This window comes from Streptococcus cristatus (genome assembly GCF_008369405.1).
GTDB lineage: Bacteria > Bacillota > Bacilli > Lactobacillales > Streptococcaceae > Streptococcus > Streptococcus cristatus_G.
This window is the reverse complement of sequence record NZ_VSJJ01000003.1, coordinates 1-26,684: the sequence shown is the minus strand read 5'-3', so window position 1 is coordinate 26,684 and position 26,684 is coordinate 1. Positions and strand designations below refer to the sequence as shown.

The following is a 26,684-nucleotide window of genomic DNA, read 5'->3' as shown; positions in this document are numbered from 1 at the left end:
ACTACTATCTACTCTGACAGGCTCGCACTTAGCCATTGGTCCGTTTGACCGAGTAGACCTCTGGCACACTCTTAATCTTATCCACCACCGTCGTCAGCATGGACAGGTTGGCAATGCCAAAAGAAACATGGATATTAGCAAATTTCATATCCTTGGTCGGCTGGGCATTAACCGTTGAGATATTTTTGGTGGTATTGGACAGCACCTGCAGCACATCGTTAAGGAGGCCAGACCGATTGAGACCATAAATATCAATATGGGCCGTGTACTCTTTGGTCGAATTATTTTCTTCCCATTCCACATCAAGCAAGCGCTGTTCATAATTTTCCTGAGCCTTGAGATTCATACAGTCTTGCCGGTGAATGGCCACGCCGCGTCCTTTGGTAATGTAACCAACAATGTCGTCACCCGGCACAGGATTACAACACTTGGCAATCCGAATGAGGAGACCAGACGCCCCCTGAATGACCACACCGCCTTCGTGCTTGACCTTAAGGGTGTCTTTTTTATTTTCGACCTTAACTTCACCGCCCTTGACCAATTCCTCTGCCTCTGCTTTGGCCTTGGCCCGCTCTTCCTCACGGCGCTCTTTTTCTGTCAGACGGTTGAAAATACTAATGGCCCCAACCTCACCGAAACCAATCGCCGCAAAAAGCGCTTCTTCAGTCTTATAGCTGGTCTTTTGCAGCACTTCTTCCATGTGCTTCTTGTCCATGTACTTATTGGCTACATAACCATTCTCCTGAAATTGAGCCTGCAAGAGCTCCCGCCCTTTGGAGATAGATAATTCCTTATCTTGATTTTTAAAGAATTGACGGATTTTATTTCTGGCTTTGCTGGTCTTGACAATATTGAGCCAGTCACGGCTAGGCCCAAAGGAGTTAGCATTGGTGACAATTTCCACCTGATCCCCTGTTTTCAGCTTGGTATTCAGAGGCACCATGCGACCGTTAACCTTGGCTCCTGTCGCCCTCTCCCCAACCTTGGTATGAATCTCATAAGCAAAGTCAATCGGACCAGAATCTTTGGGCAGACAGCGCACCTCGCCATTCGGCGTAAAGACATAAATCTCCTCAGCAAGATAGCTTTCCTTAACCGAATCAACAAATTCCTTAGCATCACCAGACTGGTTCTGCAATTCCATCAATTCCTTGATCCAATTCATCCCGATGGCAGATTCCTTGCCATCAACCTGACCCTTTATCCCCTTTTTATAAGCCCAGTGAGCGGCGACCCCGTATTCTGCCACTTCGTGCATTTCCTTGGTCCGAATCTGAAACTCAATTGGACCTTTAGGTCCGTAAACGGTCGTATGGATGGACTGGTAGCCGTTAGCCTTGCGGTTGGCAATATAATCCTTGAAACGCCCAGGCATGGGTTTCCAAAGCTCATGGATATAGCCCAGCATAGCATAGACATCACTGTGAGTGCTCAAAATGCAACGAATGGCAATCAGATCGTAGATCTCATCAAACCGCTTCTTCTTGTCCTGCATTTTGCGGTAGATGGAGTAAATATGCTTGGGACGACCATAGATCTTTCCGTGCAGATTGCGCTCGCCTGCGTAGGTTTCAATCTTGTGGACAACTTCCTCTACCAGAGCTTCCCGCTCTCGACGCTTCTCCTTCATCATGTGGGAAATTTTATAAAATTCCGTCGGATTGAGATAACGGAAAGATAAGTCTTCCAATTCCCATTTGACACTGGAAATCCCCAAACGATGGGCCAGAGGAGCATAGATTTCCATCGTTTCCTGCGAAATTCGTTCCTGCTTGTCTGGCCGTAAATGATTCAGAGTACGCATATTATGCAGACGGTCAGCCAGCTTGACCAAGATCACTCGAAGGTCTTCAGACATGGCCATGAGCATCTTGCGATGATTTTCCGCCAACTGTTCTTCGTGAGACTTGTATTTGACTTTCCCAAGCTTGGTCACACCATCCACAATCACGCGCACATCATGGCCGAATTCCCGCTCCAGATCGTCCAAGGTCGCCGCCGTATCCTCTACGACATCATGCAAAAAACCACAGGCTACTGAAACAGCATCCAACTTGAGCTTGGCTAAAATTCCCGCCACCTGAATCGGATGGACAATATAGGGCTCTCCCGACTTACGAGTTTGCCCGCTATGGCATTCCATCGCATAAATCAACGCTTTTTGAACAAAAGCCACATCCTCTGCAGCTAAATATTTTTTTGTTAGGGCTACAACCTGATTCCCCGTTAAATTTTCTTCTTTTGGCATGCATTCTCTCCGCTTTCTTGCCTACTATTTTAACATTTTTAAATCAATATGAAAACCAAGAGGACTAGAATAAAAGCACGGTAGCAGAATAGAACTGCGTTTTCAAAGTTTTAGCTTGCCTCCCTTGTTTCTGAGGCAAGACTTAAAAAACTTTCCCAGACCTTACAAATAGTCCCCGCCCCACGAGCTTGCTCGACAATCCATGGCTATTGAGCAAGCAGCTGCAACCTCAAGGATCTCTTTCTAATAAAAAGCGAGGCCGAGACACATTTGTCTCAACCTCCGTGATGAAAATGATGTACTTTCTCCATATGAGCTATATCTTTTAGAAACTCATAATAGGCATAGATGAGGTAAGCAGCAGAGGCCACACCCAAAATAGCTATTGATACTTCAAATAAGGTAGACAAAGACATGATAAACCTCCTCTCCTTATTTCAAACTGCAATGTGCAAAGCGACCATTAGCGGCTGTTTCGTTCCCGATTTTTTCCTTTCTAGCCTGCCTCTGGATTCACCTTTATTATACCAAATTTAAGAAAGGAAAACAATGGAAATCCCTTTATAAAAGCACTTTTTCCTGACAATTTTGTAAAGCTTGATGCTACTTTCGTTGCTCATTTCTACACCTATGCTTTAATCAAAAAAGCTAGGAACACTTTCCTAACTTTCTTCTCTTTTATCATGAACACTCGAGGTCAGAAAAACCACTTTTAAAAAGGAAGTTCCTCCTCTTCCAGTACCAAATCTGCTAGGTCTGCTCCAGTATTATTCTCACGGAGTGCTCTCTGAGCTCGGCTTTCTAAAAGCTGAAAACCACTGCAAAGAACTTCTGTCACATAATGAGTGGTTCCATCCTTTTCATAGCGGCGACTCCGCAATTCTCCATCCAGAGAAATCAGACTCCCCTTACTAGCGTAACTTGCCAAGGTTTCAGCCAAGCGCCCCCAGACAACAAGGTTGATAAAATCCGCTTCACGCTCTCCATTTTGGCTCTTATACCGGCGATTCACCGCCACTGTCGCACGCGCGACCGACTTGTCATTCGCTGTCTTGTGTAACTCTGGTGTAGCCGTCAACCGGCCAATGATAATGACTTTATTATACATATTCTTTCCTCCTATCTATTTATTCGCGAGAAAAGACAAAAAAATCGTGAAAATCACGATTTCCTTTTCTATACTAAGTCTTAAGACTGCCAATGTTTGACTGGGTCAAAAGCCGTTCCGACCGTTTCACTATCGGCCAATTCAATGATACCACGTTTTTGCGGTGCATTTGGCAACTGAAGCTCCCGTGGGCTGCACATCATACCAAAACTCTTTTCGCCACGGAGTTCTCCTGGGAAGATGAGATTGCCCTTCGGCATCATAGCACCAGGCAAAGCTACAATCGTCTTGAGACCGACACGAGCATTCGGAGCGCCAGCCACGATTTGAACCGTCTGATCAGCTGCCACCTGCACTTGGCAGATATTCAGATGGTCACTGTCAGGGTGGGCTACCATCTCAAGGATTTCTCCCACAACAAACTTAGGCTCTGGGTCCTTAACCAGCTCCGCTTGGAAGCCTTCTTTGGTCAATTCTTGATTGAGAGTCGCAACCTGCTCATCCGTCAGCTGAACTTGTCCGCGCTCTGCAATTTCAAAAAGGTCTGACAGTTCAAAAATGTTCCAAGCCACTGTCTGTCCATTATCTTCACGGTAAACACGCGCAACATTCCCTTTGCGCTCAGCGCTTAGCTTAGCTCCCTGATCATCGGCAGCGATGACCATGAGGACATCTCCGACATGCTCTTTGTTGTATGTAAAAATCATTTCTTCCTCCAAAATACTTTTAAAAACTTCTTATAAATTTGCTAAAAAATCATTTATTTGGGATTTCGTCTTGCGGTCGCGATTGACATACCGACCAATTTCTTGCCCATTTTCCAAAACGATTAGACTCGGAATCCCGTAAACATCCCATTCTTTGGCCACAGCCATATACTGATCCCGATCCACCTCAACAAAAGTAAACTCAGGATTTTCAGCTTCAATTTCCGCCAGGAAAGGCTTGATAAAGCGACAGTCTCCACACCAATCTGCTGTAAAAAAGAAGACAGTCTTCCCCTTATGCTCTACATAAGAAGCCAACTCCTCCACACTTTGCGGCTGAATCATCACTCTTCCTCGTAGGTCAACTGACCATTCTCATAGACGAAGGTGAAATGACGGTCGTCTTCTAGGACAACCCCTCCAACTGTACGGCTGTCGTTTGATTCATAAAGTTCCACATAAACCGTTGCAATCGGTCCTCGGCTGGCAAAAAATTCCCGCACGACCTGAACAATTTCTTCTCTATTACGCAGTCTTTTCTGCTCCTGCACAAGCTTGGCAGCTCCAAAGGCCAAGGCTCCTGCTCCCAAAAGAGCGGTTGTTGTTAAAATGATTTTTTTAGCTTTCATGTAGAATATTTTAACACAAAAGCGTAGAGGCGACAAACAATATTGCAGATTTCTCAGCTTCTTCTAGTTCATCCTGTTATTCCCTCTAAAAAAGTGATAAAATAGAGGCAGAAAGAAGGTAAATTTATGTCTGACTTATTTTCAAAAATCAAGGAAGTGACCGAGCTTTCAGCAATCTCTGGTCACGAGGCACCTGTTCGCGGCTATCTGCGAGAAAAACTCACTCCTCACGTTGATGAGGTTGTTACCGACGGTCTAGGCGGCATCTTTGGGGTTCGGCATTCCCAAGCTGAAAATGCTCCCCGTGTATTGGTTGCGGCTCACATGGACGAGGTTGGCTTTATGGTCAGCGAGATCAAGCCCGACGGGACTTTCCGCGTAGTGGAAATCGGTGGCTGGAATCCATTGGTCGTGAGCAGCCAACGCTTTAAACTCTTTACCCGTGAAGGCCGAGAAATTCCTGTCATCTCAGGCTCTGTCCCTCCTCATCTAACGCGTGGATCTGGCGGACCAGTTATGCCACAAATTGCAGATATTGTCTTTGACGGCGGCTTTGCGGACAAGGCAGAAGCTGAAAGCTATGGTATCCGTCCGGGTGACACCATCGTGCCAGACAGCTCGGCTATTCTCACAGCTAACGGAAAAAATATCATCTCCAAAGCCTGGGACAACCGCTACGGCGTCCTTATGGTCAGCGAATTGGCTCAAGCCTTGTCTGGTCAATCACTAGGTAACCAACTCTACATCGGTGCCAATGTTCAAGAAGAGGTTGGCCTGCGTGGTGCCCATGCTTCTACGACAAAATTTGCTCCTGAGGTCTTCCTGGCTGTGGACTGCTCTCCAGCAGGTGACATCTATGGCGGCCAAGGAGCCATCGGTGATGGAACGCTGATTCGTTTCTTTGATCCCGGCCATCTCATGCTACCAGCTATGAAGGACTTCCTCTTGACAACCGCAGAAGAAGCTGGTATTAAGTATCAATACTACTGCGGCAAGGGCGGAACGGATGCTGGTGCTGCCCATCTCCAAAGCGGTGGTGTCCCATCTACCACAATCGGTGTCTGCGCCCGCTACATTCATTCTCATCAAACTCTCTATGCCATGGACGATTTCCTACAAGCCCAAGCCTTCCTGCAAGCGCTGGTCAAAAAGCTGGATCGCTCAACCGTGGACACGATTACCAACTACTGATTTCGAGAAGCAGCCCGTTCTTCATTCGGGCTGCTATCTATTTTATATAATATACTCTCTTTTAATTTTCCAATTTGAAGAAAATTTTGTTATAATGCTTACCAGAGGTGAAACTATACATGAAAAAAATTGCTTTTGATTCTGAAAAATATTTAAACCTGCAGCGCGACCATATCTTGGAGCGCATTAATCAATTTGAGGGCAAATTGTACATGGAATTCGGCGGTAAAATGCTGGAAGACTTCCATGCTGCCCGTGTCCTGCCAGGCTATGAGCCGGACAATAAAATCAGACTTCTCAAAGAGCTCAAGGACCAAGTAGAGATTGTCATTGCTATCAATGCCAATAATATTGAGCACTCTAAAGCACGTGGGGACTTGGGCATTTCCTATGACCAAGAAGTGCTGCGCCTAATCGATACCTTTAACGAGCTGGATATTTATGTAGGATCCGTAGTCATTACCCAATATTCTGGTCAGCCAGCAGCTGATCTCTTCCGCGCTCAGCTAGAAAAGAACGGGATTGACTCCTATATCCACTATCCAATCAAGGGCTACCCTACTGATATGGACCACATCATCTCGCCTGAGGGAATGGGGAAAAACGACTACATCAAGACCAGTCGAAATCTGGTCGTAGTGACTGCGCCTGGTCCTGGTTCTGGTAAGTTAGCTACTTGCTTGTCCAATATGTACCACGACCAAATCAATGGCATCAAATCAGGCTACGCCAAGTTTGAAACCTTCCCAGTTTGGAATCTGCCCCTACACCATCCGGTCAATCTAGCTTATGAGGCAGCAACAGCGGACTTGGACGATGTCAATATGATTGACCCTTTCCACCTGCAAACCTACGGCGAAACCACTGTCAACTACAACCGTGATATCGAAATTTTCCCAGTCCTTAAGCGTATGCTGGAGCGCATCCTGGGTAAATCACCTTATGCTTCTCCAACAGACATGGGCGTCAACATGGTCGGCTTTGCCATTGTAGACAATGACGCTGCTATAGAGGCTTCTCAACAGGAAATCATTCGCCGCTACTACCAGACGATTCTAGACTTCAAGGCGGAGCGCGTTTCTGAATCTGCTATCAAGAAAATCGAACTCTTGATGAATGACTTGGGCATCACACCGCTGGACCGTAAGGTAACCGTTGCTGCGCGTGCCAAGGCTGAAAGCACTGGTGAGCCAGCTCTGGCTTTGGAATTGCCAAACGGTGAAATCGTAACTGGTAAGACCTCTGAACTCTTTGGTCCTACGGCAGCGGTCTTGATCAATGCCATTAAGAAGTTAGCCAACATTGCCAAAGAAACCAAGCTGATTGAACCCGAGTATGTCAAGCCAATCCAAGGCCTGAAAATCAATCATCTGGGTAGCCGCAATCCTCGCCTCCACTCCAATGAAATCTTGATGGCTCTGGCGATCACAGCCATGGAAAATCAAGATGCCGCACAAGCCATGCAAGAGCTTGGAAATCTCAAGGGCAGCGAAGCTCATTCAACCGTAATGCTGACAGATGAAGACAAAAATGTCCTGCGCAAACTAGGCATCCATGTAACCATGGATCCTGTTCATCAGTATGATCGACTTTATAGAAAATAAAAACAAGCTCTGTTAAAAGCTTGTTTAGAAAGCTGGCTCTGCCAGCTTTTTTTGTTAATAACGCTTGGACAGGAGAAAACGCAAGAGATAGTAAAGGCCCAAAACCAGGATAATAGTCAAGGTCAGAAACTGATTGAGATTTAAAATGATAGGAAAAATCATAGACAGAAGGCTTAGCCCTGCTGCTAACAGTAAAAGGATATCAAAAAGCAGGGTGCGAGTCTTTTCGTCAATCATCCGATTGCGCTCATCCGTCACCTGAATGTAGAGCCTATTAAAGACTTCCTCCTGTTTCAAGGCAAGATTATAACGCAGAACCATCAAAGAAATCCCTAAAAGCAGACCCACCATGATGCCTTCCTGTAAATCATCCAGAGAATGAATGTAGCTCCATCCCAGTCCCAGCCAGAGGACTAGGATTAGGATGCGACCTATGATCACTTTCTTTTGAAGTTTTTTCCGAAATTCTTGTTTAGTTAATGCTTCCATATCATCCTCCTATTTTTCATACGCTTGAAAAATTTTCAAAATCACGACAATCAGGAACATTCCCACAAAAGGCAGGATTTCCTTAGGAATAAGATTGGCTTGCAAATGCAGATAAGATAAGCCAACCACCACCAAAATAGCCAATAGCCATTTAGACAAATAAGTCCATTTCATGATTCATCCTCCTCAAAGAGAAAAACTTCTTCAATCCTTAAATTGAAAAAGGATGCAATTTTATGAGCCAAAAGCAGCGAAGCATTGTAGCGGCCTTTTTCCAAAGAAATAATCGTTTGTCTCGTGACCTCTAGCTTCTCAGCCAGTTCTTCTTGGCTGAGCTTTTTTCTTTTTCGCAATTCTTGAATTCGATTTTCCAAGGCTACCTCCTTTCTGTAATGTAAAACAAACTTTACTTTTCAAACATAGTATAGTCTCCTTTACATGTTTTGTCAAGAAGAAAGCGGCAAAAAAGAGGCTGGGACAAAAGTCCTAGCCTCTCAATTGTCTTTGGATTGTCGAGCAAGACGCAGTGGTTGAGTGGACTCTACTACGCTGATTTCATCAGCTTTTACAGCCCTACTCAACTGTGCGGAGGTGGGACGACGAAATCGAATTCTAACGAATTACCAATTTCTGTCTCACTCTCTTTTATCATCTTTATTGATTTCCTTTGTTATTTGCCTTTTAAAGCTACAGTCAACTCGACACAGGCTCCTCCTTGATCTGGATTGAACAGGGTCAGACAACCACCATGCAAGAGGGCTACCTGCTTAGAAAAGGCTAATCCGATACCATGATGGGGATTAGCTGAATTGCGGCTTTGATCACTCTGGTAAAAGAGCCGTTCCGCTCCCAGCAGCATCTCCTCTGAAAATGAAGGGCCGTTGTTCCAGATAGCAAAAACCAACTGGTCCTGCTGCACTGATACCGTCAGTTTCACTTCCTTTTGGTCCTGGTCAGCATGTTCAAGCGCATTCAGTAAAATATTGAGCAAAGCCCGTTTGAGATAGTCCAAATGAATCGACAAAATCAGACTAAGATCACAATCTTCTTGGAGGTAGAAACTATAGCTTTCCTGTTTGCTGAACAGTGCCCAGTCGTCCTGGAGATCAGCCAAAAAGTCCCCTAAGGAAAGCTGACTGAACTGATTAGCATCAATCTGAAAAGTCTTAGCGTAATCAATCAAAGAGCCACAATACTCTTCCATCTTTTGACTAGCCTGCAAAATCTCAGCAGTATAGTCTGCCTGTGGCTGGCCCAACTGCGCCAATTCCAAGAGCTCAGCATTCCCCTTAATCACAGTTAGAGGCGTCTTCAAATCGTGCGATGTCGCTGATAGCTGTAAAATCAACTCCTGATTATGCTGCTGCTCTTTTTCTAGAAGACGAGCATTTTCTTGATGGCTGCTCCGTAAATCGCTATAAACTTCTAGCATTTCCTCAATCCGAAAAAGTTGGCTTTGATTTTCTTCTAAAAGCTTCTCGCTCGTTAACATTTTTATTTCCCTGTCGATTTTTCGGAGCAATTTCAAAATATGATAAAAAGTAATCAGCAACAAGCTCCCTGCCCAGAAGAACAAGGTGAAAAGAACGTGATCACTTCCTTGCGTAAATTCATAACCTATAAGCACAAAAATCAAAACATGGAAAAAGACGATTTTTAAACTGGTTGTCCAGACTAGGCTTTTGAAATTTCGGGTTCTAATTGCCATCTATAGCCTACTCCTCTCACTGTTGCGATTGCTTGCAGCCCTTCTTGTTTGCATTTTTGACGAATCTGATATACGTATTCGGAGATGGAGCGAAGCTGTGTTTCTGAACTTTCTGGGTAAAGCAAGGTATGTAGGCGTTCAGCTGAAAAGGTCTGCTTGGGATTGCTAGCTAGTAAATGCAGTAACTTAAACTCTCGCTCTGAAAATTTCAAGACTTTACCAAAACAGGCAACTTCATAGCGCTCTGGATAAAATTGACAAGAAGCAATTTCAGAATATCGCTCCTTCCGTCTTTCCTCACGCCGAAGATGAGCTCTGACACGCGCCAGCAATTCTTTGGTCCCAAAAGGCTTGACAATATAGTCATCTGCTCCGCGAAAGAGTCCTTCCACCTTGTCCGCTTCCAACTCCTTGGCCGTCAAAAAGATGATTGGACACGATAGATGAGGACGAATGTAGGAACACAGCTCAAAACCATTAACAGGCTCCATCATCACATCCAGCAGAATCAAGTCATATCCGACAAAATGCGTCAGCTCTAGATTTTCTATCCGATCAAGTGTCTTCACATCATAAGCATCAAGCTCTAGGACGTTTTTTACCAGCTTCAAAATGCTCCGGTCGTCATCAACCACCAAAATACGATACTGTCTCATGATTTCCATTATAGCATACCTCTAGCGAACATCTCGTTTCAAGGTTAAGAATATAGCAGAGCTCCAAACCAAAGCTAACCAGAACAGCTGTATTCCCAGCCCTGAGAGATCTATTGAATGCTGAAGTCCTTCATACTCAAAAAGATTTAGTGTAGCCAGATCGGGCAGGTATTTTGCTTCTTTGATGAAAGTTGCCAATAAACGGCTGAGACCAATCAAGAGAGGAAAGAGTACCGACACCGGCACAACCCAAGATTGAAATAGCAAAGCGAGGCCGGCAGTTAAAAAAGCCAGAAAAAGATTGCTGAGAAGACCAAAAGAGCTATAATAGAAGAATTTCCCCAGCAAGGACCAGCTAAAGTCTAGGTCAAAACGAGCCAGCATAACAAGGAAACAGCTGCCTATCATGACACTGTAGAGAGCCAAGAGCAGCAAGGTCAGAAAAAGGAGTTTCCCGGCCAACCAAGCCTTTCTATTTGATACGGTTAGAAAATTCGTTCGCATCCCTGACTTGACAAACTCCTGGGCAAAATAGAGGGAAGTAAAGATGACCATGACAGGCTGCGCCAGATAGAGAGCATGCAAAGCCTCGCTCAGAGCCTTCGTCTGGCCAACTGCTGTCTGACTATAGTCAAGATTCAACAGAAAAAAAGGAACGGCTACCAGAGCCGCCAAGGCGGCACCAAGAGCGAGATAGTAAGAACGGAACTTAATCCATTCACTTCTAAGCAGAGCTTTGATCATCAGTAGCGCCCTCCTAAATCCGTCTTCAAAAAGCGCAGAGAGGTCATACCGCCGATGACTAGTAACCATGCACCAAGTATCAACAACCCTTGCAAGGGATTGTTGACATATTGGGAAGTTGGCGTTGCAGTAAACAACTCTCCTGCTGGCTGTGGCAAATAAGCTCCCCAACTCGTGTGAGCTGCCAGGTAGTTTCCCAGATTATAGATCTGGGGTACGAGAAAAAGCAGAGGAACTAGCATGGTCCGAGCCAATAAACCTAACAAAAACGAAAGGATTCCCAATAGGGTTAGAGTTAAGGTTTTCCACAAAATCAGACTCCAAGCTGCCTGATTGAGCAGAATCGGATCAAGCCCTTCCTTTCCTAAAGCCAGATGCATGACCATATAACTAAAGTAGATTGATAAAAAGCTAGTGGCAAGAGAAAAGCAAGCAAAGGTCATGAGTTTCCCCACAAGCAGCTTCAGGCGGTTATTACAGGTCAAGAGGCCAGTTCTCAAGCTATGAGACTGAAATTCCATAGCTCCCAAAATTCCAGCTAAGATGACCAAAACCATGCCTGCCATTGAGGCACCATTGAGGCCTAGATATTCCAGCGGGTCAATGGCTTCTGCCAGACCGGGAACCGTCTCAGGTGTGGCATCCAAGCCGACAGATAAATACTGTCGGCCCTCCAGCCAGGATACGACAGGTACCAATAGCAGCATGAAGGCCATACTCACTCTGAAAGCCTTGGTTGAGCGGATTTTCAACCACTCTGAATGCAATAAGGACATCGTTTCTTTCATCTTAAACCTCCTCTGTCAAATCAAAGAAGAGATCTTCTAGACTGTCTGAATCTTGCAGCACCTCTTCCAATCGTCCCTGCTCAATAATTCGCCCATGATGAATCAAGACCACATCATCTGTCACCATTTGCACCTCTGACAAGATATGGGAAGATAGAAGTACCGTTTTCCCTAAATCAGCCTGCTGACTGATGAACTTTCTAAACCACTTAATCCCACTTGGATCCAAGCCATTGGTCGGCTCATCTAATATAAGAAACTGAGGATCACCCAGCAAAGCTGCTGCTAAACCCAACCGCTGACCTTCCCCCAGAGACAGGCTTGACAAGAGGTCCTTCCTCTTATGAGCAATTCCAGTCATCTCCAAAACCTCATCGATCCGAGACTTGGGAATAGCATTACTCGCCGCAATAATTCTCAAGTGGTCATAGACCTTTCGATTGGGCAGACCGCCAATGCCGTCAAAGGCTGCACCTACCGTTCTGAGCGGATAAGTCATTGACTGATAGGTTTGCCCATCAAAAGTCGCAGTTCCTGCTGTCGCCCGATCTAACCCCAAGAGAATCCTCAAGGTCGAACTTTTCCCTGCACCATTTGGACCCAGAAAAGCTGTAATCCGACCACTTCTAGCTGTAAAAGAAATATCTTTTAAAATCTGCTTGCTTCCATGCTTTTTGCAGACTCCTTCTATTTTCACCATATGTTCCATACTGAACTCCTTTTGTTTTTCTTTAGTATACAAGGACAAGTTCAGAGAAAGTTCAGACAAGAAAAGAAACTTGCCTTGCGACAAGTTTCTTTTCTCATTTTTCGACTGCATCCCAGAGTTGGCGGATACTTTTTTTCTGCACGGGATCGACAAAGTGTGGGGCGATTTCCACCAGAGATTGCAAGACAAAAGCTCGCTCAGCCACATAAGGATGAGGAACAATCAAGTCCGGACTATAAAACTCTTCTTGTCCTATGTAAAGAATATCCAGATCAATCACGCGCGGTCCCCATTTGATCTCCCGCACGCGCCCTAAATCAGCTTCGATGGCCAAGAGTGTCTGCATCAACTCCTCAGGATTGAGCCAAGTCTCAACTTCAACAACTTGATTGAGGAACCGATCCTGCTCAACGCCACCCCAAGGCTCTGTCTCGATACGGCTCGATGCCTGCAAAATTTTTATATTTTGCTCTGCCATTTTTTCCAAAGCAGCATCCAGATTGGCATCTGGGCTGCCTTGATTGCTGCCCAGAGCGATAAAGGCCTTCCGCTTTTGACGCACTAGCTTGACTGAGCAGGTCTCTAAAGGCAGCGGCACCGGTGCCCAAGGCTTCTTGACCTCCAAGCTGACCTTCTGTACCAAAGGATGAGTCAGAAAAACCCGATCAATCAACTTGTAAGCCAGCGTCTCAATCAAGTCTTCCTTACCTTCCTGACACCAGCGGGTCAAATCTTGAGCTAATTCTCCATAGTGGATAGAAGCTGTCAGGTCGCCTGTTTTGGCCGCTCGGGTCATATCATAGTCCAAAATCAGATCCAGCACGAAACGCTGGCCCAATTCTTTTTCCGCTCCAAAAACACCATGATAGGCGTACACTTCCAAATCCTTAATCCGTAGCTGATCCATGACTCTCCTCTCCTTATTGTCAAGTCCTTAATGTCCCATCAATTTGTAAGCTTCATTTTTCAGGTCCTTGTCCGTCGCTAAAATGCCGCGCGCTGCTGTAGTAACCGTTGCAGTGCCAGGCTTTCTGACTCCGCGCATATTCATGCACATATGCTCAGCTTCCACCCAGACCAAGGCTCCCTGAGCACCCAGATAATCCATCAAGGCCTCAGCAATCTCCACGGTCAATCGCTCTTGAATCTGCGGTTTCTTGGCATAGACCTCTACCGTTCGGGCAAGCTTGGACAAGCCTGCTACCCGACCATTAGGCACATAGGCGATGTGAACCTTCCCGTAAAATGGCAGGAAGTGGTGCTCACACATAGAATGAAAGAAAATATCCTTCTCCACTACCATATTATTGTCAATGATTTCAAAAGACTTAGCCAGATGCTCCTCAGCAGTCTCGCCCAGCCCAGCAAAGATTTCCTGGTACATTTTAGCAATGCGCTGTGGCGTCTCCTGCAAGCCTTCGCGGCTTCCGTCTTCGCCAACCGCCTCAATAATCTGAGCAACAGCTGCTTCAATTTTCTTCGTGTCCATATATACTCCTATGTTCTTTTTCTTTGTCAATGATATAGGCCCTAACCTGAGCCAGAAAATAAAGGGAGCCCGTAATCAGCAAGAGCTCATCGTCCCTATGCTCAGCTTTCAAATAAGCCTCTAAAAAGTCCTGCCAAGCAGCATAGTTCAAGCCCTGCTCGCAAGCCAGCGCCTCCATTTTTTCTTTGGGAAAGCTCCGCGGATCTGCAAAACTGGTCAAAATTAGCTGACTCTTAGGCACCTGCTTGAGCTGATCCACCATTTCCTCCAGAGACTTGGTCTGGATACAGCTAAAAAGGATTTTCTTATCCAAGTCTGGATAATGTTGGTTCAAAGTCCCCGTCAATCTCTCCATAGCGTGAGGATTGTGGGCGCCATCAAGCAAGATACGAGGTTGGTGCAAAATCTGCTCCATCCGCCCCGGCCAACTGGTTACTAGTAAAGCCGCGCTAACTTGATCTTCTGTTAACAGCGGTAGCTGCTTGCTCTGACAATAGAGGTCACAGAGCTGAATCGCCAAACCAGCATTATCTACCTGATGTTGTCCCAACAGAGGCGTCAGATAAGGCGCCACCTCCCGATGAGCATTGGAAAAGCTAAAATGCTCTCCTGAGTCAGTCCCGCCCAAGCTCTGAACTTGATAAGACTGCCCATAAACATAGTGAGGCGCTTGCTTTTGATGGGCCTTGCCCTCTATGACCGCCAAAGCTTCTGGCTCAATCCGTCCAGTCACCAAGGGCACATTTGGCTTGATAATCCCAGCTTTCTGCTCAGCAATTGCTGCCAGAGAATGCCCCAGCAAAGCCACATGATCTAAGCCAATGGTCGTAATGGCTGTCAAATCGGGGCGACAGACATTGGTGCTGTCTAAGAGACCGCCCATGCCGACCTCCATAATGGCCACATCGACTTGCTCCTGAGCCAAATAATCATAGGCCAAAGCCGTCATGATTTCAAACTCAGTCACACCCTGCAGGATCTCATCGTGCGCTTGCTCCTCAAAGAGAGCTCGATAAGTATCTAGCAGGCGCCCCAAATCTTGATTAGAAATAGGACGACCATTGATGGCGATTTGTTCATTGTAGCTGATCAGATAGGGGGAGGTGAAAGTTCCCACACACAGACCTCGCATTTCCAAGAGTTGACGCAGGTGGGAAATAGTTGAGCCCTTCCCGTTGGTCCCTCCTATATGAATCACTGACAGCTGCAAATGAGGATTTCCCCGCAGCGCCAGCATCCGCTCCATCCGCTCCAAGCCAAAATTAGGACTATCCGTCCGATAGGCTTCCAGCCAGCTTAAATCTGGCAATTCTTCTTTTATCATACTCACTTATACTGCCGTAAATTTAGATCTTCCATTTTCTGAGCCAGTCGAATGGCATCGCCAATCTCGGCTGCCATTCGGTGGACACCCACATCATGCACTCGGACAGCCTCGACACCCTGACTAGCTGCAATGCTGGTCAAATGAGCTGAAGCCATGTCTCTGTTTTGAAAACCAGTTTCCGTCTCTGGGTCGGTCTCAAAACCATTTTCCTCCAAGATATTGACCAAAAAGCGTTTGCGAGAGACACCCAGGAAAATGGGAAAGCCAGCCTGATGAATGCTCCCCAGCTCCTGTAAGAGCAAGAGATTTTCCCGCTTGGTCAGGCCAAAACCAATCCCTGGATCCAGCATGATTTGCTCACGCTCCAGCCCAACTTTCTCAGCTCTTGCCAGTGTCTTTTCAAAAAATGCCCACATAAGAGCCTGAATATCCAGCTGCTCAAAATTTGCTAATTCTGACTCCGTAAAAGCAGGTCCAAAGCCAAAAGTCGGAAAGATTTTCGAGCTAGTATGTTGGGGCCGAGCCATGACTGGGTTGAACATGGCAATAACTGGTGCTCCAGCCTTGGCGGCCACGGCTGCCATTCTCTCATCACCTAAGAGTCCCGTGATGTCATTGATGATATTGGCTCCAGCGGCCAAAGCTGCTTCTGCAACTGGTGCTTTCCAGGTATCCACAGAAATGAGGATATCAGTCTCCCGACGAAGAGCCTCAATGACCGGCACAACACGCCCTATTTCCGCCTCTATGTCCACAAAATGGCTGCCCGGACGCGGACGAGTCGACTCTCCACCGATATCCAGCAGGTGAGCTCCCTGAGCTATCATCTTGCGCGCCTGCTCCAGAGCCTTTTCCACCGTGTCATATCTGCCCCCATCCGAAAAGGAATCTGGAGTAACATTGAGAATCCCGCAAAGGGCCGTCTTGCCATCTGGTGCAAGCTGTCTTAGATTCATCGTATTTCCTTTCCTCTTGCTACTTCTGCCTTTCAACAAAAAAGGCACACTCATCTAGTGTACCGCAAAGCCAACAGCAGATGCAGCATCAGTTTTACAAACTGCACTTGATCTTACAAGCAGCCCTCTCAGGCTCTTGTGTCATCTATCATTTTACCACAATTCCACTATTTAAGAAAACACTTTTTACAAACAGAAGGGCAAAAGGAGGATTAGAATCAGATTTCGCAGAAGATGAGCCAGCAGGGACAATTCCAGAGATCCAACCCAAGCTTTCAAGACTTGGACAAAAGCCATGCCTAAACTTAGATAAATTAGAAAACAAGATGATTCTCCGAGATTTCTCAGGAAAGCAAAGAGAGTGATTCCCAAAGCAAAAGCCCAACTTTTCCCATATTTCATCTGCCTGTTTTGCTTAGCCTGTGATGACATCCCAAATAAATCCATGCCAAGTAATAGCAAGGAGGAAGCGGAAAAACTGTTTGAGATAAGCTGCTGCAAAGGCGTTAGCTCCGAACTCGACTGCCCACAAAGGAGAACAAGACTCGCCGCGTTGCTTGCAATCATCAAAAAATAAAGGTAACGTAAGTGCTGAAATCGTTTGGAAGCCCGTAGCTCTACCTTAAAATCCCGCCACTCACGAGAAAAGTAAGAGGCGTACCCAAAAAGAATGAGCAAAAAGAGAGAGATAAAGAGCAAACTGGGCCTTGATAAAACCAAGCGGTTGGTCATTGGCTGAACCAAAAGCAACAAACTCGATTGAAGTAGCATAACTACCAATAAGATTTGGATAGATTTTTGAAATTTGAGACGCATATTTTTCACTCCCTAAAGCTAAGATACAATTCTCATTATAAAGCAAAAGATTTGCCCTGTTGGCTCGCTGCCCTAAAAAGTCACTTTTTATCCCTGAAATGTCAAAAAAGAGGTCAAGCTGACCTCTTCACCTGTCAATTATCTATCGTTAGCCTTGTGCGGCAATCATCACCAGAATAGCAATTCCATTCCGCAACATATGGGCTAAAATTCCCATTTCCAAACGCTTGGTCTGGTGAACTAGCACAGCTAAGACGCCACCCATGCCAGCATAAAGGATAAAACTACCGATATTGGTCGGACCGTGGAAAAAACCAAAAAGGATAGAACCAACTATCAGACCAATCAACTCATGCTTTGGAAACAGCTTTTGGGGAATCAAACCACGGAAAATAATCTCTTCCAAAATTGGCGCTGAAAAAACAGCTCCCACAATAAGCAAAACAACGGGCGTACTCTGAAACAAGTTTTGCAAAGCAGTTTGATTGGCTGTCGTTCCTGAAAGTTGGCCCTCTAGAACCATAATAATCGCAGCAAAAATACTAACTCCAAAAGTTATCAGATAGGATAATACTAGCCAGATCACTGATTTTAAATTAAAAAAGCTAAAATCAAGGGTCAGTAAGCCTTCTTTTTTGGCCATTCGCAGGGCATAAAAAATAATCAGAAAATAAACCATCAGGACAAGCAAGGTGTAACCCATTGAAAAACTTTGATCTCGACCTTTGTAAAACTGGATCATCACAAAAGGAACTTGAGTCTGTACGGCTAAAAACAAAGCCAGTAAACTATATTCTACTTTTTGCAAAAAAATTTTCATTTCTTCCTCCTTTCACTTAGTATATCGAATTTTTCCCTTCCTGTACAGCTAAGAGCCATGTAAAATCAAAAAATACACTATCATGCTCACTAGGGAGCTCCTTCCCTAAGCTTTTGATTCAGTCTAGCAGAAAAAAGGAACGCTAAATTTCCAATTTTTTATATCTTTACCAATGCAGTTCACCTAACAAAAAGAGGGTGAGATAGAAATCGATAATTCGTTAGAATTCGATTTCGTCGTCCCACCTCCGCATAGTTGAGTAGGGCTGTAAAAGCTGATGAAATCAGCGTAGTAGAGCCCACTCAACCACTGCGTCTTGCTCGACAATCCAAAAACAATTGAGAGGCTAGGACTTTTGTCCCAGCCTCTCATAGACTTTTATATTGTAAACTCAAGCAAGTTCTTATGATTCTACGCTTGTTTCAACTTCTTCAGTCTCTGCTGTTTCCACAACTTCGTCAATAATTTCAACTTCATTGATTGCTTGTGGTTCTAAGTTACGGTAACGAGCCATACCAGTACCAGCTGGAATAATCTTACCGATGATAACATTTTCCTTGAGACCAAGGAGATGGTCTTTCTTACCACGGATAGCAGCATCTGTCAGGACACGAGTTGTTTCCTGGAAGGAAGCTGCAGACAGGAAGCTATTTGTTTCAAGGGAAGCTTTGGTGATTCCCATGAGGACTGGACGAGCTGTCGCAGGCACTCCGCCAGAGATAACCACATCACGGTTAGCATCTGTAAAGTCAGTGATATCCATGAGAGTTCCCATAAGAAGATCTGTGTCACCTGGATCCATGACGCGCACCTTGCGAATCATTTGACGAACCATTACCTCAATGTGTTTGTCCCCGATTTCTACCCCTTGGCTACGGTAAACTTTTTGTACCTCAGCAAGCAGGTAAGTTTCAACAGACAAGACATCACGGACAGCCAGCAAGTGCTTAGGCTGGATAGAACCTTCGGTCAAGGCAGCACCGCGGGAAACTTGGTCGCCCACTTCTACCTTCATGCGGGCTGTGAATGGCACCACATATTCACCTTCGCCAGTTGCACCTTTGACAAAGACTTTCTTAGTACGAGTAGATGCATCTTCTTCAATGGCAGTAACTTCACCCTTGACTTCTGTGATGACCGCTTCCCCTTTCGGATTGCGGGCTTCAAAGATTTCTTGGACACGAGGAAGACCCTGTGTGATATCGGTATTAGAGGCAACACCACCCGTGTGGAAGGTCCGCATGGTCAGCTGTGTACCAGGCTCCCCGATAGATTGGGCAGCGATGGTTCCGACTGCTTCACCGACTTCAACAGCATCACCAGTCGCCAGGTTGATACCGTAACAGTGACGGCAGACACCATGACGGGTGTTACATGTAAAGACAGAGCGAATCGTCACTTCTTCAACACCAGCATTGACAATCTCGCGCGCCTTGTCTTCGGTGATCAATTCATTTGGACCAATGATAACTGCACCAGTTTCTGGATGTTTAACCGTTTTCTTAGTGTAACGACCATTGAGGCGCTCTTCCAGAGACTCGATCATTTCCTTGCCTTCTGTGATAGAAGTGATAAGAAGTCCGCGGTCTGTACCACAGTCGTCCTCACGGATAATTACATCTTGAGCAACGTCAACCAGACGGCGAGTCAAGTAACCTGAGTCGGCTGTCTTGAGGGCCGTATCGGTCATACCTTTACGAGCACCGTGAGTTGAGAAGAACATTTCGAGTACTGACAAACCTTCACGGAAGTTTGAAAGGATTGGCAACTCCATGATACGTCCGTTTGGAGCAGCCATCAGACCACGCATACCGGCAAGCTGGGAGAAGTTTGAGATGTTACCACGGGCTCCAGAGTCCATCATCATAACGATTGGGTTCTTCGGATCTTGGTTAGCAACCAAACGTTTCTCCAATTTTTCACGGGCAGAACGCCATTCAGCTGTAACAGCGTTGTAGCGCTCGTCGTCTGTGATCATACCACGACGGAATTGCTTGGTGATTTGTTCTACACGCTTGTGAGATTCTTCAATGATCTCAGCCTTGTCTTCAACAACTGGGATATCAGCGATACCCACTGTCAAACCAGCCAGAGTAGAATGGTGGTAACCTAGGTCTTTCAAGCGGTCCAGCAGGGCAGATGTTTCTGTTGTACGGAAGCGTTTGAAGATTTCAGCGATGATATTTCCTAGATTTTTCTTCTTGAACGGAATATTCAGCTCTAGAGCTTCAATAGCAGACTTGATGTCTTTTCCTGGTTCCAAGAAGTATTTAGCTGGAACGCCTTCTGTCAAGTTAGCATTTGTCGGCTCTTGCAGGTAAGGCAGCTCTTCTGGCATGATGTCGTTAAAGAGAATCTTACCTACTGTGGTCATGAGGATCTTGTGTTTTTGATCTTCTGTCCAAGGTTTGTTGAGGCTATCTGTCGCGATACCTACACGAGTGTGCAAGTGGACATAGCCATTACGCAAGGCCATCACGGCTTCATCACGGTCTTTAAAGACCATACCTTCGCCTTCACGACCTGCTTCTTCCATGGTCAGGTAGTAGTTCCCCAAGACCATATCCTGAGATGGTGTTACAACTGGTTTTCCGTCTTTCGGATTCAAGATGTGCTCAGCAGCCAGCATGAGGATACGAGCCTCAGCCTGTGCTTCTTCAGACAATGGAACGTGAATGGCCATTTGGTCACCGTCAAAGTCAGCATTGTAGGCTTCACAGACCAGTGGGTGCAAGCGAAGAGCTTTACCGTCGATTAGAACTGGCTCAAAAGCTTGGATACCCAAACGGTGAAGGGTCGGTGCGCGGTTAAGGAGCACTGGGTGTTCTTTGATAACATCTTCCAAGACATCCCAGATGCGCTCATCACCACGCTCTACCATGCGCTTAGCAGCTTTCACATTCTGTGCATAATCACGGGCAACAATTTCCCGCATGACAAACGGCTTGAAGAGCTCGATCGCCATTTCACGTGGCACACCACATTGATACATTTTCAATGTCGGACCAACGGCGATAACGGAACGTCCTGAGAAGTCAACCCGTTTACCCAGCAAGTTTTGACGGAAGCGACCTTGTTTACCTTTGAGCATGTGGCTCAAAGATTTGAGTGGACGGCTACCTGGACCTGTGATCGGACGACCACGGCGACCGTTATCAATCAAAGCATCCACCGCTTCTTGCAGCATCCGTTTCTCATTTTGAACGATGATACCTGGTGCATTCAACTCAAGCAAACGAGCCAAACGGTTGTTCCGGTTGATAACACGACGGTAAAGGTCGTTCAAGTCAGATGAGGCAAAGCGGCCACCATCCAACTGCAACATTGGACGCAGATCTGGCGGAATGACTGGCAGGATGTTCAGAATCATCCATTCTGGCTTATTGCCGGAGCGGTAGAAGGCATCCAAAACGTCCAAACGACGAATAGCCTTGATTCGTTTCTGACCAGAAGCTGTTTTCAATTCTTCCTTGAGAGCCGCAATTTCTGTTTCCAAATCCACTTGTTTCAGCAAGTCTTGGATCGCTTCTGCTCCCATCTTGGCAACGAATGAACCTGCACCATATTCACGGAGGCGCTCACGGTACTCGCGCTCCGTCATGATAGATTTGTGCTCCAGTGGTGTTTCCTTAGGATCAATCACCACATAAGCCGCAAAATAAATGACTTCTTCTAGGGCGCGCGGGCTCATATCCAGAGTCAAGCCCATTCGGCTTGGGATTCCCTTGAAATACCAGATATGAGAAACTGGTGCTTTGAGCTCAATGTGGCCCATACGTTCACGGCGAACCTTGGTCCGTGTTACTTCGACACCACAGCGGTCACAAATAATCCCTTTATAACGAATCCGTTTGTATTTACCGCAGGCACACTCCCAATCCTTGGTTGGCCCGAAGATCACCTCGTCAAAGAGACCTTCACGTTCTGGCTTCAAGGTCCGGTAATTGATTGTCTCAGGCTTCTTCACTTCCCCGTAAGACCATGAACGGACCTTACTTGGAGAAGCTAGGGTGATTTGCATACTTTTAAATCGATTTACATCAACCACTATTTCTTACCTTTCTTATTTATCTAATCAGCGACGAATTATTTTTCTTCATTTCCTTCAGCATCAAAAGCCGCTTTCGCTTCTTGAGCCTGTTTTTGACGTGCTTTTTCCAGATCGTCCACATGGATCACATCTTCATCCATGTCCTCATCCAAATCACGCAATTCTACTTCGTTGTCATCTTCGTCGAGCACACGCATATCCAATCCGAGAGACTGCAATTCTTTTACCAAGACGCGGAAGGATTCCGGAACACCTGGTTTTGGAATTGGTTTCCCTTTGGTAATCGCTTCATAAGCTTTCAAACGTCCGTTGATATCGTCAGACTTGTAAGTCAAGATTTCTTGAAGTACGTTTGACGCACCGTAAGCCTCTAGGGCCCAAACTTCCATTTCCCCGAAACGTTGTCCACCAAACTGAGCTTTACCTCCGAGTGGCTGTTGGGTAACGGTTGAGTAAGGACCGACTGAGCGGGCGTGGAGTTTGTCGTCAACCATGTGGTGGAGCTTGATCATGTACATGACACCGACAGAAACGCGGTTGTCAAATGGCTCACCAGTACGACCGTCATAAAGAATCGTCTTGGCATCGCTATCCATACCAGCTTCACGGACAGTATCCCAGAGATCTTCTGAGCTAGCTCCGTCAAAGACCGGTGTCGCAATGTGGATACCCAAGTTACGCGCTGCCATACCAAGGTGAAGCTCCATAACCTGACCGATGTTCATACGTGATGGTACCCCGAGTGGGTTCAACATGATATCAACTGGAGTTCCGTCTGGAAGGTAAGGCATGTCTTCCACAGGAACGATACGGGATACAACCCCTTTGTTTCCGTGGCGTCCGGCCATCTTATCTCCGACCTTGATCTTACGTTTTTGAGCGATGTAGACACGCACCAGCATATTGACACCAGATTGTAGCTCATCACCATTAGCGCGGGTAAAGATTTTGACATCGCGAACGACACCATCGGCACCGTGTGGTACACGAAGAGAAGTGTCACGGACTTCACGAGACTTGTCTCCGAAGATAGCGTGCAAGAGGCGCTCTTCAGCTGAAAGGTCTTTTTCACCCTTAGGTGTCACTTTACCTACAAGGATGTCGCCTTCTTTAACCTCAGCACCGATACGGATAATTCCCATCTCGTCAAGGTCTTTGAGGGCATCTTCACCGACGTTCGGAATTTCGCGAGTAATTTCCTCAGGCCCAAGCTTGGTATCACGTGTTTCTGATTCGTATTCTTCGAGGTGGACAGAGGTGTAGACATCGTCTTTGACCAAGCGTTCACTCATGATAACGGCATCCTCGAAGTTGTAACCTTCCCATGTCATGTAGGCAACGATTGGGTTTTGTCCAAGCGCCATTTCTCCATTTTCCATAGAAGGTCCGTCAGCGATAAAGTCGCCTTTTTCAACGACATCGCCAACTTTTACAAGGGTACGTTGGTTGTAGGCAGTTCCTGAGTTTGAACGACGGAATTTTTGGATATGGTAAACATCTAGCGAACCATCTTCACGGCGAACTTCTACCTTATCCGCATCCGCATAGGTCACCTTACCATTATACTGGGCAATAACCGCTGCACCAGAATCGTGGGCAGCTTGGTATTCCATACCAGTACCAACATAAGGCGCTTTTGGATCGATCAATGGCACAGCCTGACGTTGCATGTTGGCACCCATGAGGGCACGATTGGAGTCGTCGTTTTCCAAGAAAGGAATACATGCTGTCGCCACAGCAACTACCTGTTTTGGTGACACGTCCATGTAGTCCACTTGGTCTGATGGGAATTCTTGGTTGTTACCTTGGTGGCGTCCCATAACGATAGGCTCTGCAAAGCCACCTTTTTCATTAAGCTTAGAGTTTGCCTGCGCTACGATAAATTCATCTTCCTCGTCGGCTGTCAACCAAACGATTTCGTTGGTTACCACACCAGCTTCACGGTCTACCTTACGGTAAGGCGTTTGAATAAAGCCATATTTGTTAAGGTGCCCGTAAGAAGACAAGTTATTGATCAAACCGATGTTTGGTCCTTCAGGCGTTTCAATCGGACACATGCGGCCATAGTGAGTATAGTGCACGTCCCGCACTTCATATCCAGCGCGGTCACGTGTCAAACCACCAGGTCCCAAGGCAGAGAGACGACGCTTGTGGGAAAGCTCAGATAGCGGATTGTGTTGGTCCATGAACTGAGACAACTGAGAAGAACCAAAGAATTCTTTAATAGCAGCCGTCACTGGACGGATGTTGATGATTTGTTGCGGAGTCAACACTTCATTGTCCTGAACGCTCATCCGTTCGCGAACATTACGCTCCATCCGAGAAAGTCCGAGACGAACTTGGTTAGCCAAAAGCTCACCAACCGCACGAATACGACGGTTCCCCAAGTGGTCAATATCATCCACACGACCGATACCTTCTGCCAAGTTGAGGAAATAGCTCATTTCAGCCAAGATATCAGCTGGTGTTACAGTCCGAACCTTGTCAGATGGGTTCGCGTTACCAATAATGGTCACAACACGGTCTGGATCGCTTGGTGCGACAACCTTGAACTTCTGCAATTCTACAGGCTCTGTCAAGACAGCTGAGTCGTTTGGAATATAAGTGATCTTGTTCAAACCATTGTCCAACTGCTCTGCAATGCTGTCAATCATACTGCGAGTCATGACTGTACCAGCTTCGACAAGAATTTCGCCTGTTTCAGCATCTACCAGATGTTCTGCCAATGTTTGATTGAGGAGGCGATTCTTGATGTTGAGCTTCTTGTTAATCTTGTAACGACCAACGGCAGCCAAGTCATAGCGATGTGGATCAAAGAAACGAGCCACAAGCAAGCTACGTGAGCTTTCAGCCGTCTTAGGCTCACCTGGACGAAGACGCTCATAGATTTCCTTCAGAGCTTCATCCGTACGAGAATCCATTGGGTTCTTGTGGATATCTTTTTCGATGGTATTGCGCACCAAGTCACTGTCACCAAAGATGTCCAAGATCTCATCATCGCCTGAGAAACCAAGTGCACGAACCAAAGTCGTAAACGGAATTTTACGCGTCCGGTCAATACGAGTATAGGCAATGTCTTTTGAGTCTGTTTCTAGCTCCAACCAAGCTCCGCGGTTAGGAATAACAGTTGAGCCGTAGCCAACTTTACCGTTTTTGTCAACCTTATCGTTGAAGTAAACACCTGGTGAACGCACCAACTGGGATACGATAATCCGTTCACCACCGTTGATGATGAAGGTTCCCATTTCAGTCATGATTGGGAAGTCACCAAAGAAGACTTCCTGTGTCTTGATTTCACCAGTTTCCTTGTTAATCAAACGGAAAGTCACAAAGATTGGCGCTGAGTAGCTAGCATCGTGGATACGAGCTTCTTCCAGCGTGTATTTAGGCTCACGGATTTCATAGCCGACAAATTCCAATTCCATGGTGTCGGTAAAGTTTGAAATAGGAAGCACATCCTCAAAGACTTCCTTCAAACCATGGTCCAAGAAATCTTTAAAAGAGTCTGTTTGAATTTCAATCAAGTTTGGTAAATCAAGAACTTCTTTAATTCTTGAAAAACTACGACGGGTCCGATGTTTCCCGTATTGAACGTCATGTCCTGCCAAGTTTCTAACTCCTTTTTTATAAAGTACAGAGGGAGGAATCGGAGAGAATTGAGATTCACCGATTATTGAAATAATAACCATCTACCTCTCATATCACACTCTTCTTCACTCTTACCAAGGGGAGACCCCTTCTACGCCATTGACTCTCGTCAAAACAGCTACAATCAGTCCCTTTTGCTAAGTTTTTAGAATCTTTAAGTTTGCGTTACAAATCCTAGAATTCTGAAAAATAGACACAAAAAGAGCAGCTAAATCTGACTTATAAAAAGTTTGATTTAACTGCTGCAAGCTTTAATCGGACAATATTTCAATTAAAGCACACGACAAATTATTGGTACTATTATACCATATTTATGTAAAAATTCAAGTAGTTTTATCTAATTTCCAGGGCACTTTCATCTTTAATCTTGAAATAGAAGCATGTTTATTTTAAGTCGCTCTCATCCACTTCCTCGTCGTCATGAACATGTTAACCCTGGATTTTGATGTATCCTTCATGTTTCCTATCCAATTCTTCCCAGAGTGGCTCATCAACAGCCTTCCGAATCTTTATTTTATGATTCTTTTATTATATTTCCTATTTAGAAGCTAGCTGCTGTTTCATTTTTTCAAAGAACTGATTCAATTCTGTTTGAACCTGACGTAGTAGCTCTCTTTCTTGAGTCTCATCTATCTCAATTTTTTTCCTAATAGCATCCTTATCTATATAAGTATATCTTGAATAAGTCAATTTTAATTCTTTATCCACGAAAAAACCTGCATCTATTTCTTTACCATCAATTATAGTGGAAAAATGAATCAGAAGCTCACTGTCTTCCAAACTAGTCGGCGGGCGTACATCCAAGTTTAATTTACCAGGTATTGTAAGTTCATTTATTCCCCATCGGCGAATCACTGGGTCATCCGGAATTCCATAGCCAGCATCTCGGATAATATCCTCGTTATTACCTGCGAGAATACTTGCCAGTAATTCAATTTTATTGGCAGAGGAAAAATCTGGTTCAGGTTTATCATCTGGCCAAAAGAGCAACCAAAT

At 45.6% G+C, this 26,684-nt stretch carries 25 protein-coding genes; 2 read left to right on the top strand and 23 right to left on the bottom strand.

Going from position 1 to position 26,684, the window contains the following annotated elements; translation table 11 throughout:
* Positions 1 to 28: 28 nt before the first annotated feature.
* The 6 genes from FXF62_RS04005 to FXF62_RS03985 form a co-directional block, all read right to left on the bottom strand.
* On the bottom strand, positions 29 to 2,248 hold the full coding sequence (locus tag FXF62_RS04005) for a RelA/SpoT family protein (RefSeq protein ID WP_149517741.1): 2,220 nt from the start codon (positions 2,246 to 2,248) through the stop codon (positions 29 to 31).
* Positions 2,249 to 2,523: 275 nt separating this feature from the next.
* Positions 2,524 to 2,664, bottom strand: a complete 141-nt coding sequence (locus tag FXF62_RS10735) for a hypothetical protein (RefSeq protein ID WP_187984229.1) — start codon at positions 2,662 to 2,664, stop codon at positions 2,524 to 2,526.
* Between the two features lie 296 nt (positions 2,665 to 2,960).
* Entirely contained in the window at positions 2,961 to 3,356 is a 396-nt protein-coding gene (locus FXF62_RS04000) for a single-stranded DNA-binding protein (protein WP_015604291.1), read from the bottom strand.
* Between the two features lie 80 nt (positions 3,357 to 3,436).
* Positions 3,437 to 4,063: a YtpR family tRNA-binding protein gene (gene ytpR / locus FXF62_RS03995; protein ID WP_149517740.1), complete on the bottom strand. Its 627-nt coding sequence runs from the start codon at positions 4,061 to 4,063 to the stop codon at positions 3,437 to 3,439.
* Between the two features lie 30 nt (positions 4,064 to 4,093).
* Positions 4,094 to 4,408, bottom strand: a complete 315-nt coding sequence (locus FXF62_RS03990; RefSeq protein WP_149517739.1) for a thioredoxin family protein — start codon at positions 4,406 to 4,408, stop codon at positions 4,094 to 4,096.
* Positions 4,408 to 4,692: a DUF4651 domain-containing protein gene (locus FXF62_RS03985; protein WP_149517738.1), complete on the bottom strand. Its 285-nt coding sequence runs from the start codon at positions 4,690 to 4,692 to the stop codon at positions 4,408 to 4,410. The genes FXF62_RS03990 and FXF62_RS03985 overlap by 1 nt, the downstream gene beginning before the upstream one ends.
* 126 nt (positions 4,693 to 4,818) lie before the next feature.
* Between FXF62_RS03985 and pepA the strand changes: the two genes are divergently transcribed.
* Both pepA and FXF62_RS03975 read left to right on the top strand, forming a co-directional pair.
* Entirely contained in the window at positions 4,819 to 5,883 is a 1,065-nt protein-coding gene (gene pepA, locus FXF62_RS03980; RefSeq protein WP_149517737.1) for a glutamyl aminopeptidase, read from the top strand.
* Between the two features lie 119 nt (positions 5,884 to 6,002).
* A complete protein-coding gene (locus FXF62_RS03975; RefSeq protein ID WP_005591255.1) occupies positions 6,003 to 7,487 on the top strand; it encodes a DUF1846 domain-containing protein in 1,485 nt (494 codons plus the stop codon).
* Positions 7,488 to 7,541: 54 nt separating this feature from the next.
* On the opposite strand, the gene FXF62_RS03970 is transcribed toward FXF62_RS03975, so the two are convergent.
* The 17 genes from FXF62_RS03970 to FXF62_RS03885 all read right to left on the bottom strand — a co-directional run.
* The gene (locus FXF62_RS03970; RefSeq protein WP_149517736.1) at positions 7,542 to 7,976 is read right to left on the bottom strand and encodes a hypothetical protein; all 435 of its coding nucleotides are present in this window, start codon (positions 7,974 to 7,976) and stop codon (positions 7,542 to 7,544) included.
* 9 nt (positions 7,977 to 7,985) lie between these two features.
* The gene (locus tag FXF62_RS03965; RefSeq protein WP_149517735.1) at positions 7,986 to 8,150 is read right to left on the bottom strand and encodes a hypothetical protein; all 165 of its coding nucleotides are present in this window, start codon (positions 8,148 to 8,150) and stop codon (positions 7,986 to 7,988) included.
* Positions 8,147 to 8,350, bottom strand: a complete 204-nt coding sequence (locus FXF62_RS03960; protein WP_002896748.1) for a helix-turn-helix transcriptional regulator — start codon at positions 8,348 to 8,350, stop codon at positions 8,147 to 8,149. Before FXF62_RS03960 ends, FXF62_RS03965 begins: the two co-directional genes overlap by 4 nt.
* Before the next feature lie 296 nt (positions 8,351 to 8,646).
* Positions 8,647 to 9,684, bottom strand: coding sequence for a sensor histidine kinase (locus tag FXF62_RS03950; RefSeq protein ID WP_149517734.1), 1,038 nt, complete (start codon positions 9,682 to 9,684; stop codon positions 8,647 to 8,649).
* On the bottom strand, positions 9,651 to 10,349 hold the full coding sequence (locus tag FXF62_RS03945; RefSeq protein WP_149517733.1) for a response regulator transcription factor: 699 nt from the start codon (positions 10,347 to 10,349) through the stop codon (positions 9,651 to 9,653). The genes FXF62_RS03950 and FXF62_RS03945 overlap by 34 nt, the downstream gene beginning before the upstream one ends.
* A 12-nt stretch (positions 10,350 to 10,361) precedes the next feature.
* A complete protein-coding gene (locus tag FXF62_RS03940) occupies positions 10,362 to 11,084 on the bottom strand; it encodes a lantibiotic ABC transporter permease (RefSeq protein WP_149517732.1) in 723 nt (240 codons plus the stop codon).
* Complete coding sequence (locus FXF62_RS03935; protein WP_149517731.1) at positions 11,084 to 11,872, bottom strand: lantibiotic ABC transporter permease; 789 nt, start codon at positions 11,870 to 11,872, stop codon at positions 11,084 to 11,086. Before FXF62_RS03935 ends, FXF62_RS03940 begins: the two co-directional genes overlap by 1 nt.
* A gap of 1 nt (position 11,873) precedes the next feature.
* The gene (locus tag FXF62_RS03930; RefSeq protein WP_149517730.1) at positions 11,874 to 12,581 is read right to left on the bottom strand and encodes an ABC transporter ATP-binding protein; all 708 of its coding nucleotides are present in this window, start codon (positions 12,579 to 12,581) and stop codon (positions 11,874 to 11,876) included.
* 94 nt (positions 12,582 to 12,675) lie between these two features.
* Positions 12,676 to 13,488 (bottom strand): 2-amino-4-hydroxy-6-hydroxymethyldihydropteridine diphosphokinase, encoded by an 813-nt coding sequence (gene folK / locus FXF62_RS03925; protein WP_149517729.1) that lies wholly within the window; start codon positions 13,486 to 13,488, stop codon positions 12,676 to 12,678.
* A gap of 27 nt (positions 13,489 to 13,515) precedes the next feature.
* Complete coding sequence (gene folE / locus FXF62_RS03920; protein WP_002903492.1) at positions 13,516 to 14,070, bottom strand: GTP cyclohydrolase I FolE; 555 nt, start codon at positions 14,068 to 14,070, stop codon at positions 13,516 to 13,518.
* On the bottom strand, positions 14,051 to 15,394 hold the full coding sequence (locus tag FXF62_RS03915; RefSeq protein WP_149517728.1) for a bifunctional folylpolyglutamate synthase/dihydrofolate synthase: 1,344 nt from the start codon (positions 15,392 to 15,394) through the stop codon (positions 14,051 to 14,053). The genes folE and FXF62_RS03915 overlap by 20 nt, the downstream gene beginning before the upstream one ends.
* 2 nt (positions 15,395 to 15,396) lie before the next feature.
* Complete coding sequence (folP, locus tag FXF62_RS03910; protein WP_187984228.1) at positions 15,397 to 16,353, bottom strand: dihydropteroate synthase; 957 nt, start codon at positions 16,351 to 16,353, stop codon at positions 15,397 to 15,399.
* A 186-nt stretch (positions 16,354 to 16,539) separates the two neighbouring features.
* Positions 16,540 to 17,169 (bottom strand): hypothetical protein, encoded by a 630-nt coding sequence (locus FXF62_RS03905; protein WP_149517726.1) that lies wholly within the window; start codon positions 17,167 to 17,169, stop codon positions 16,540 to 16,542.
* Positions 17,170 to 17,317: 148 nt separating this feature from the next.
* A complete protein-coding gene (locus FXF62_RS03900) occupies positions 17,318 to 17,989 on the bottom strand; it encodes a CPBP family intramembrane glutamic endopeptidase (protein WP_149517725.1) in 672 nt (223 codons plus the stop codon).
* Positions 17,990 to 18,392: 403 nt separating this feature from the next.
* Positions 18,393 to 22,037, bottom strand: coding sequence for a DNA-directed RNA polymerase subunit beta' (gene rpoC, locus FXF62_RS03895; protein WP_149517724.1), 3,645 nt, complete (start codon positions 22,035 to 22,037; stop codon positions 18,393 to 18,395).
* Between the two features lie 38 nt (positions 22,038 to 22,075).
* On the bottom strand, positions 22,076 to 25,648 hold the full coding sequence (gene rpoB, locus FXF62_RS03890; RefSeq protein WP_149517723.1) for a DNA-directed RNA polymerase subunit beta: 3,573 nt from the start codon (positions 25,646 to 25,648) through the stop codon (positions 22,076 to 22,078).
* Positions 25,649 to 26,225: 577 nt separating this feature from the next.
* Positions 26,226 to 26,684, bottom strand: a 459-nt coding sequence (locus FXF62_RS03885) for a hypothetical protein (protein ID WP_149517722.1), incomplete at its 5' end; no start/stop codon positions are given.

Excerpts from the sequence above, each read along its gene's own strand:
- FXF62_RS04000 (WP_015604291.1), bottom strand. The coding sequence starts at position 3,356 with ATGTATAATAAAGTCATTATCATTGGCCGGTTGACGGCTACACCAGAG.
- FXF62_RS03965 (WP_149517735.1), bottom strand. The coding sequence starts at position 8,150 with ATGAAATGGACTTATTTGTCTAAATGGCTATTGGCTATTTTGGTGGTG.
- FXF62_RS04005 (WP_149517741.1), bottom strand. The coding sequence starts at position 2,248 with ATGCCAAAAGAAGAAAATTTAACGGGGAATCAGGTTGTAGCCCTAACA.
- folK (WP_149517729.1), bottom strand. The coding sequence starts at position 13,488 with ATGGATCAGCTACGGATTAAGGATTTGGAAGTGTACGCCTATCATGGT.
- ytpR (WP_149517740.1), bottom strand. The coding sequence starts at position 4,063 with ATGATTTTTACATACAACAAAGAGCATGTCGGAGATGTCCTCATGGTC.
- FXF62_RS03945 (WP_149517733.1), bottom strand. The coding sequence starts at position 10,349 with ATGGAAATCATGAGACAGTATCGTATTTTGGTGGTTGATGACGACCGG.
- FXF62_RS03905 (WP_149517726.1), bottom strand. The coding sequence starts at position 17,169 with ATGCGTCTCAAATTTCAAAAATCTATCCAAATCTTATTGGTAGTTATG.
- folE (WP_002903492.1), bottom strand. The coding sequence starts at position 14,070 with ATGGACACGAAGAAAATTGAAGCAGCTGTTGCTCAGATTATTGAGGCG.
- FXF62_RS03985 (WP_149517738.1), bottom strand. The coding sequence starts at position 4,692 with ATGAAAGCTAAAAAAATCATTTTAACAACAACCGCTCTTTTGGGAGCA.
- FXF62_RS03940 (WP_149517732.1), bottom strand. The coding sequence starts at position 11,084 with ATGATCAAAGCTCTGCTTAGAAGTGAATGGATTAAGTTCCGTTCTTAC.
- FXF62_RS03900 (WP_149517725.1), bottom strand. The coding sequence starts at position 17,989 with ATGAAAATTTTTTTGCAAAAAGTAGAATATAGTTTACTGGCTTTGTTT.
- FXF62_RS03950 (WP_149517734.1), bottom strand. The coding sequence starts at position 9,684 with ATGGCAATTAGAACCCGAAATTTCAAAAGCCTAGTCTGGACAACCAGT.
- FXF62_RS03915 (WP_149517728.1), bottom strand. The coding sequence starts at position 15,394 with ATGATAAAAGAAGAATTGCCAGATTTAAGCTGGCTGGAAGCCTATCGG.
- FXF62_RS03975 (WP_005591255.1), top strand. The coding sequence starts at position 6,003 with ATGAAAAAAATTGCTTTTGATTCTGAAAAATATTTAAACCTGCAGCGC.
- folP (WP_187984228.1), bottom strand. The coding sequence starts at position 16,353 with ATGAATCTAAGACAGCTTGCACCAGATGGCAAGACGGCCCTTTGCGGG.
- FXF62_RS03970 (WP_149517736.1), bottom strand. The coding sequence starts at position 7,976 with ATGGAAGCATTAACTAAACAAGAATTTCGGAAAAAACTTCAAAAGAAA.
- FXF62_RS10735 (WP_187984229.1), bottom strand. The coding sequence starts at position 2,664 with ATGTCTTTGTCTACCTTATTTGAAGTATCAATAGCTATTTTGGGTGTG.
- FXF62_RS03935 (WP_149517731.1), bottom strand. The coding sequence starts at position 11,872 with ATGAAAGAAACGATGTCCTTATTGCATTCAGAGTGGTTGAAAATCCGC.
- FXF62_RS03930 (WP_149517730.1), bottom strand. The coding sequence starts at position 12,581 with ATGGAACATATGGTGAAAATAGAAGGAGTCTGCAAAAAGCATGGAAGC.
- pepA (WP_149517737.1), top strand. The coding sequence starts at position 4,819 with ATGTCTGACTTATTTTCAAAAATCAAGGAAGTGACCGAGCTTTCAGCA.
- FXF62_RS03990 (WP_149517739.1), bottom strand. The coding sequence starts at position 4,408 with ATGATTCAGCCGCAAAGTGTGGAGGAGTTGGCTTCTTATGTAGAGCAT.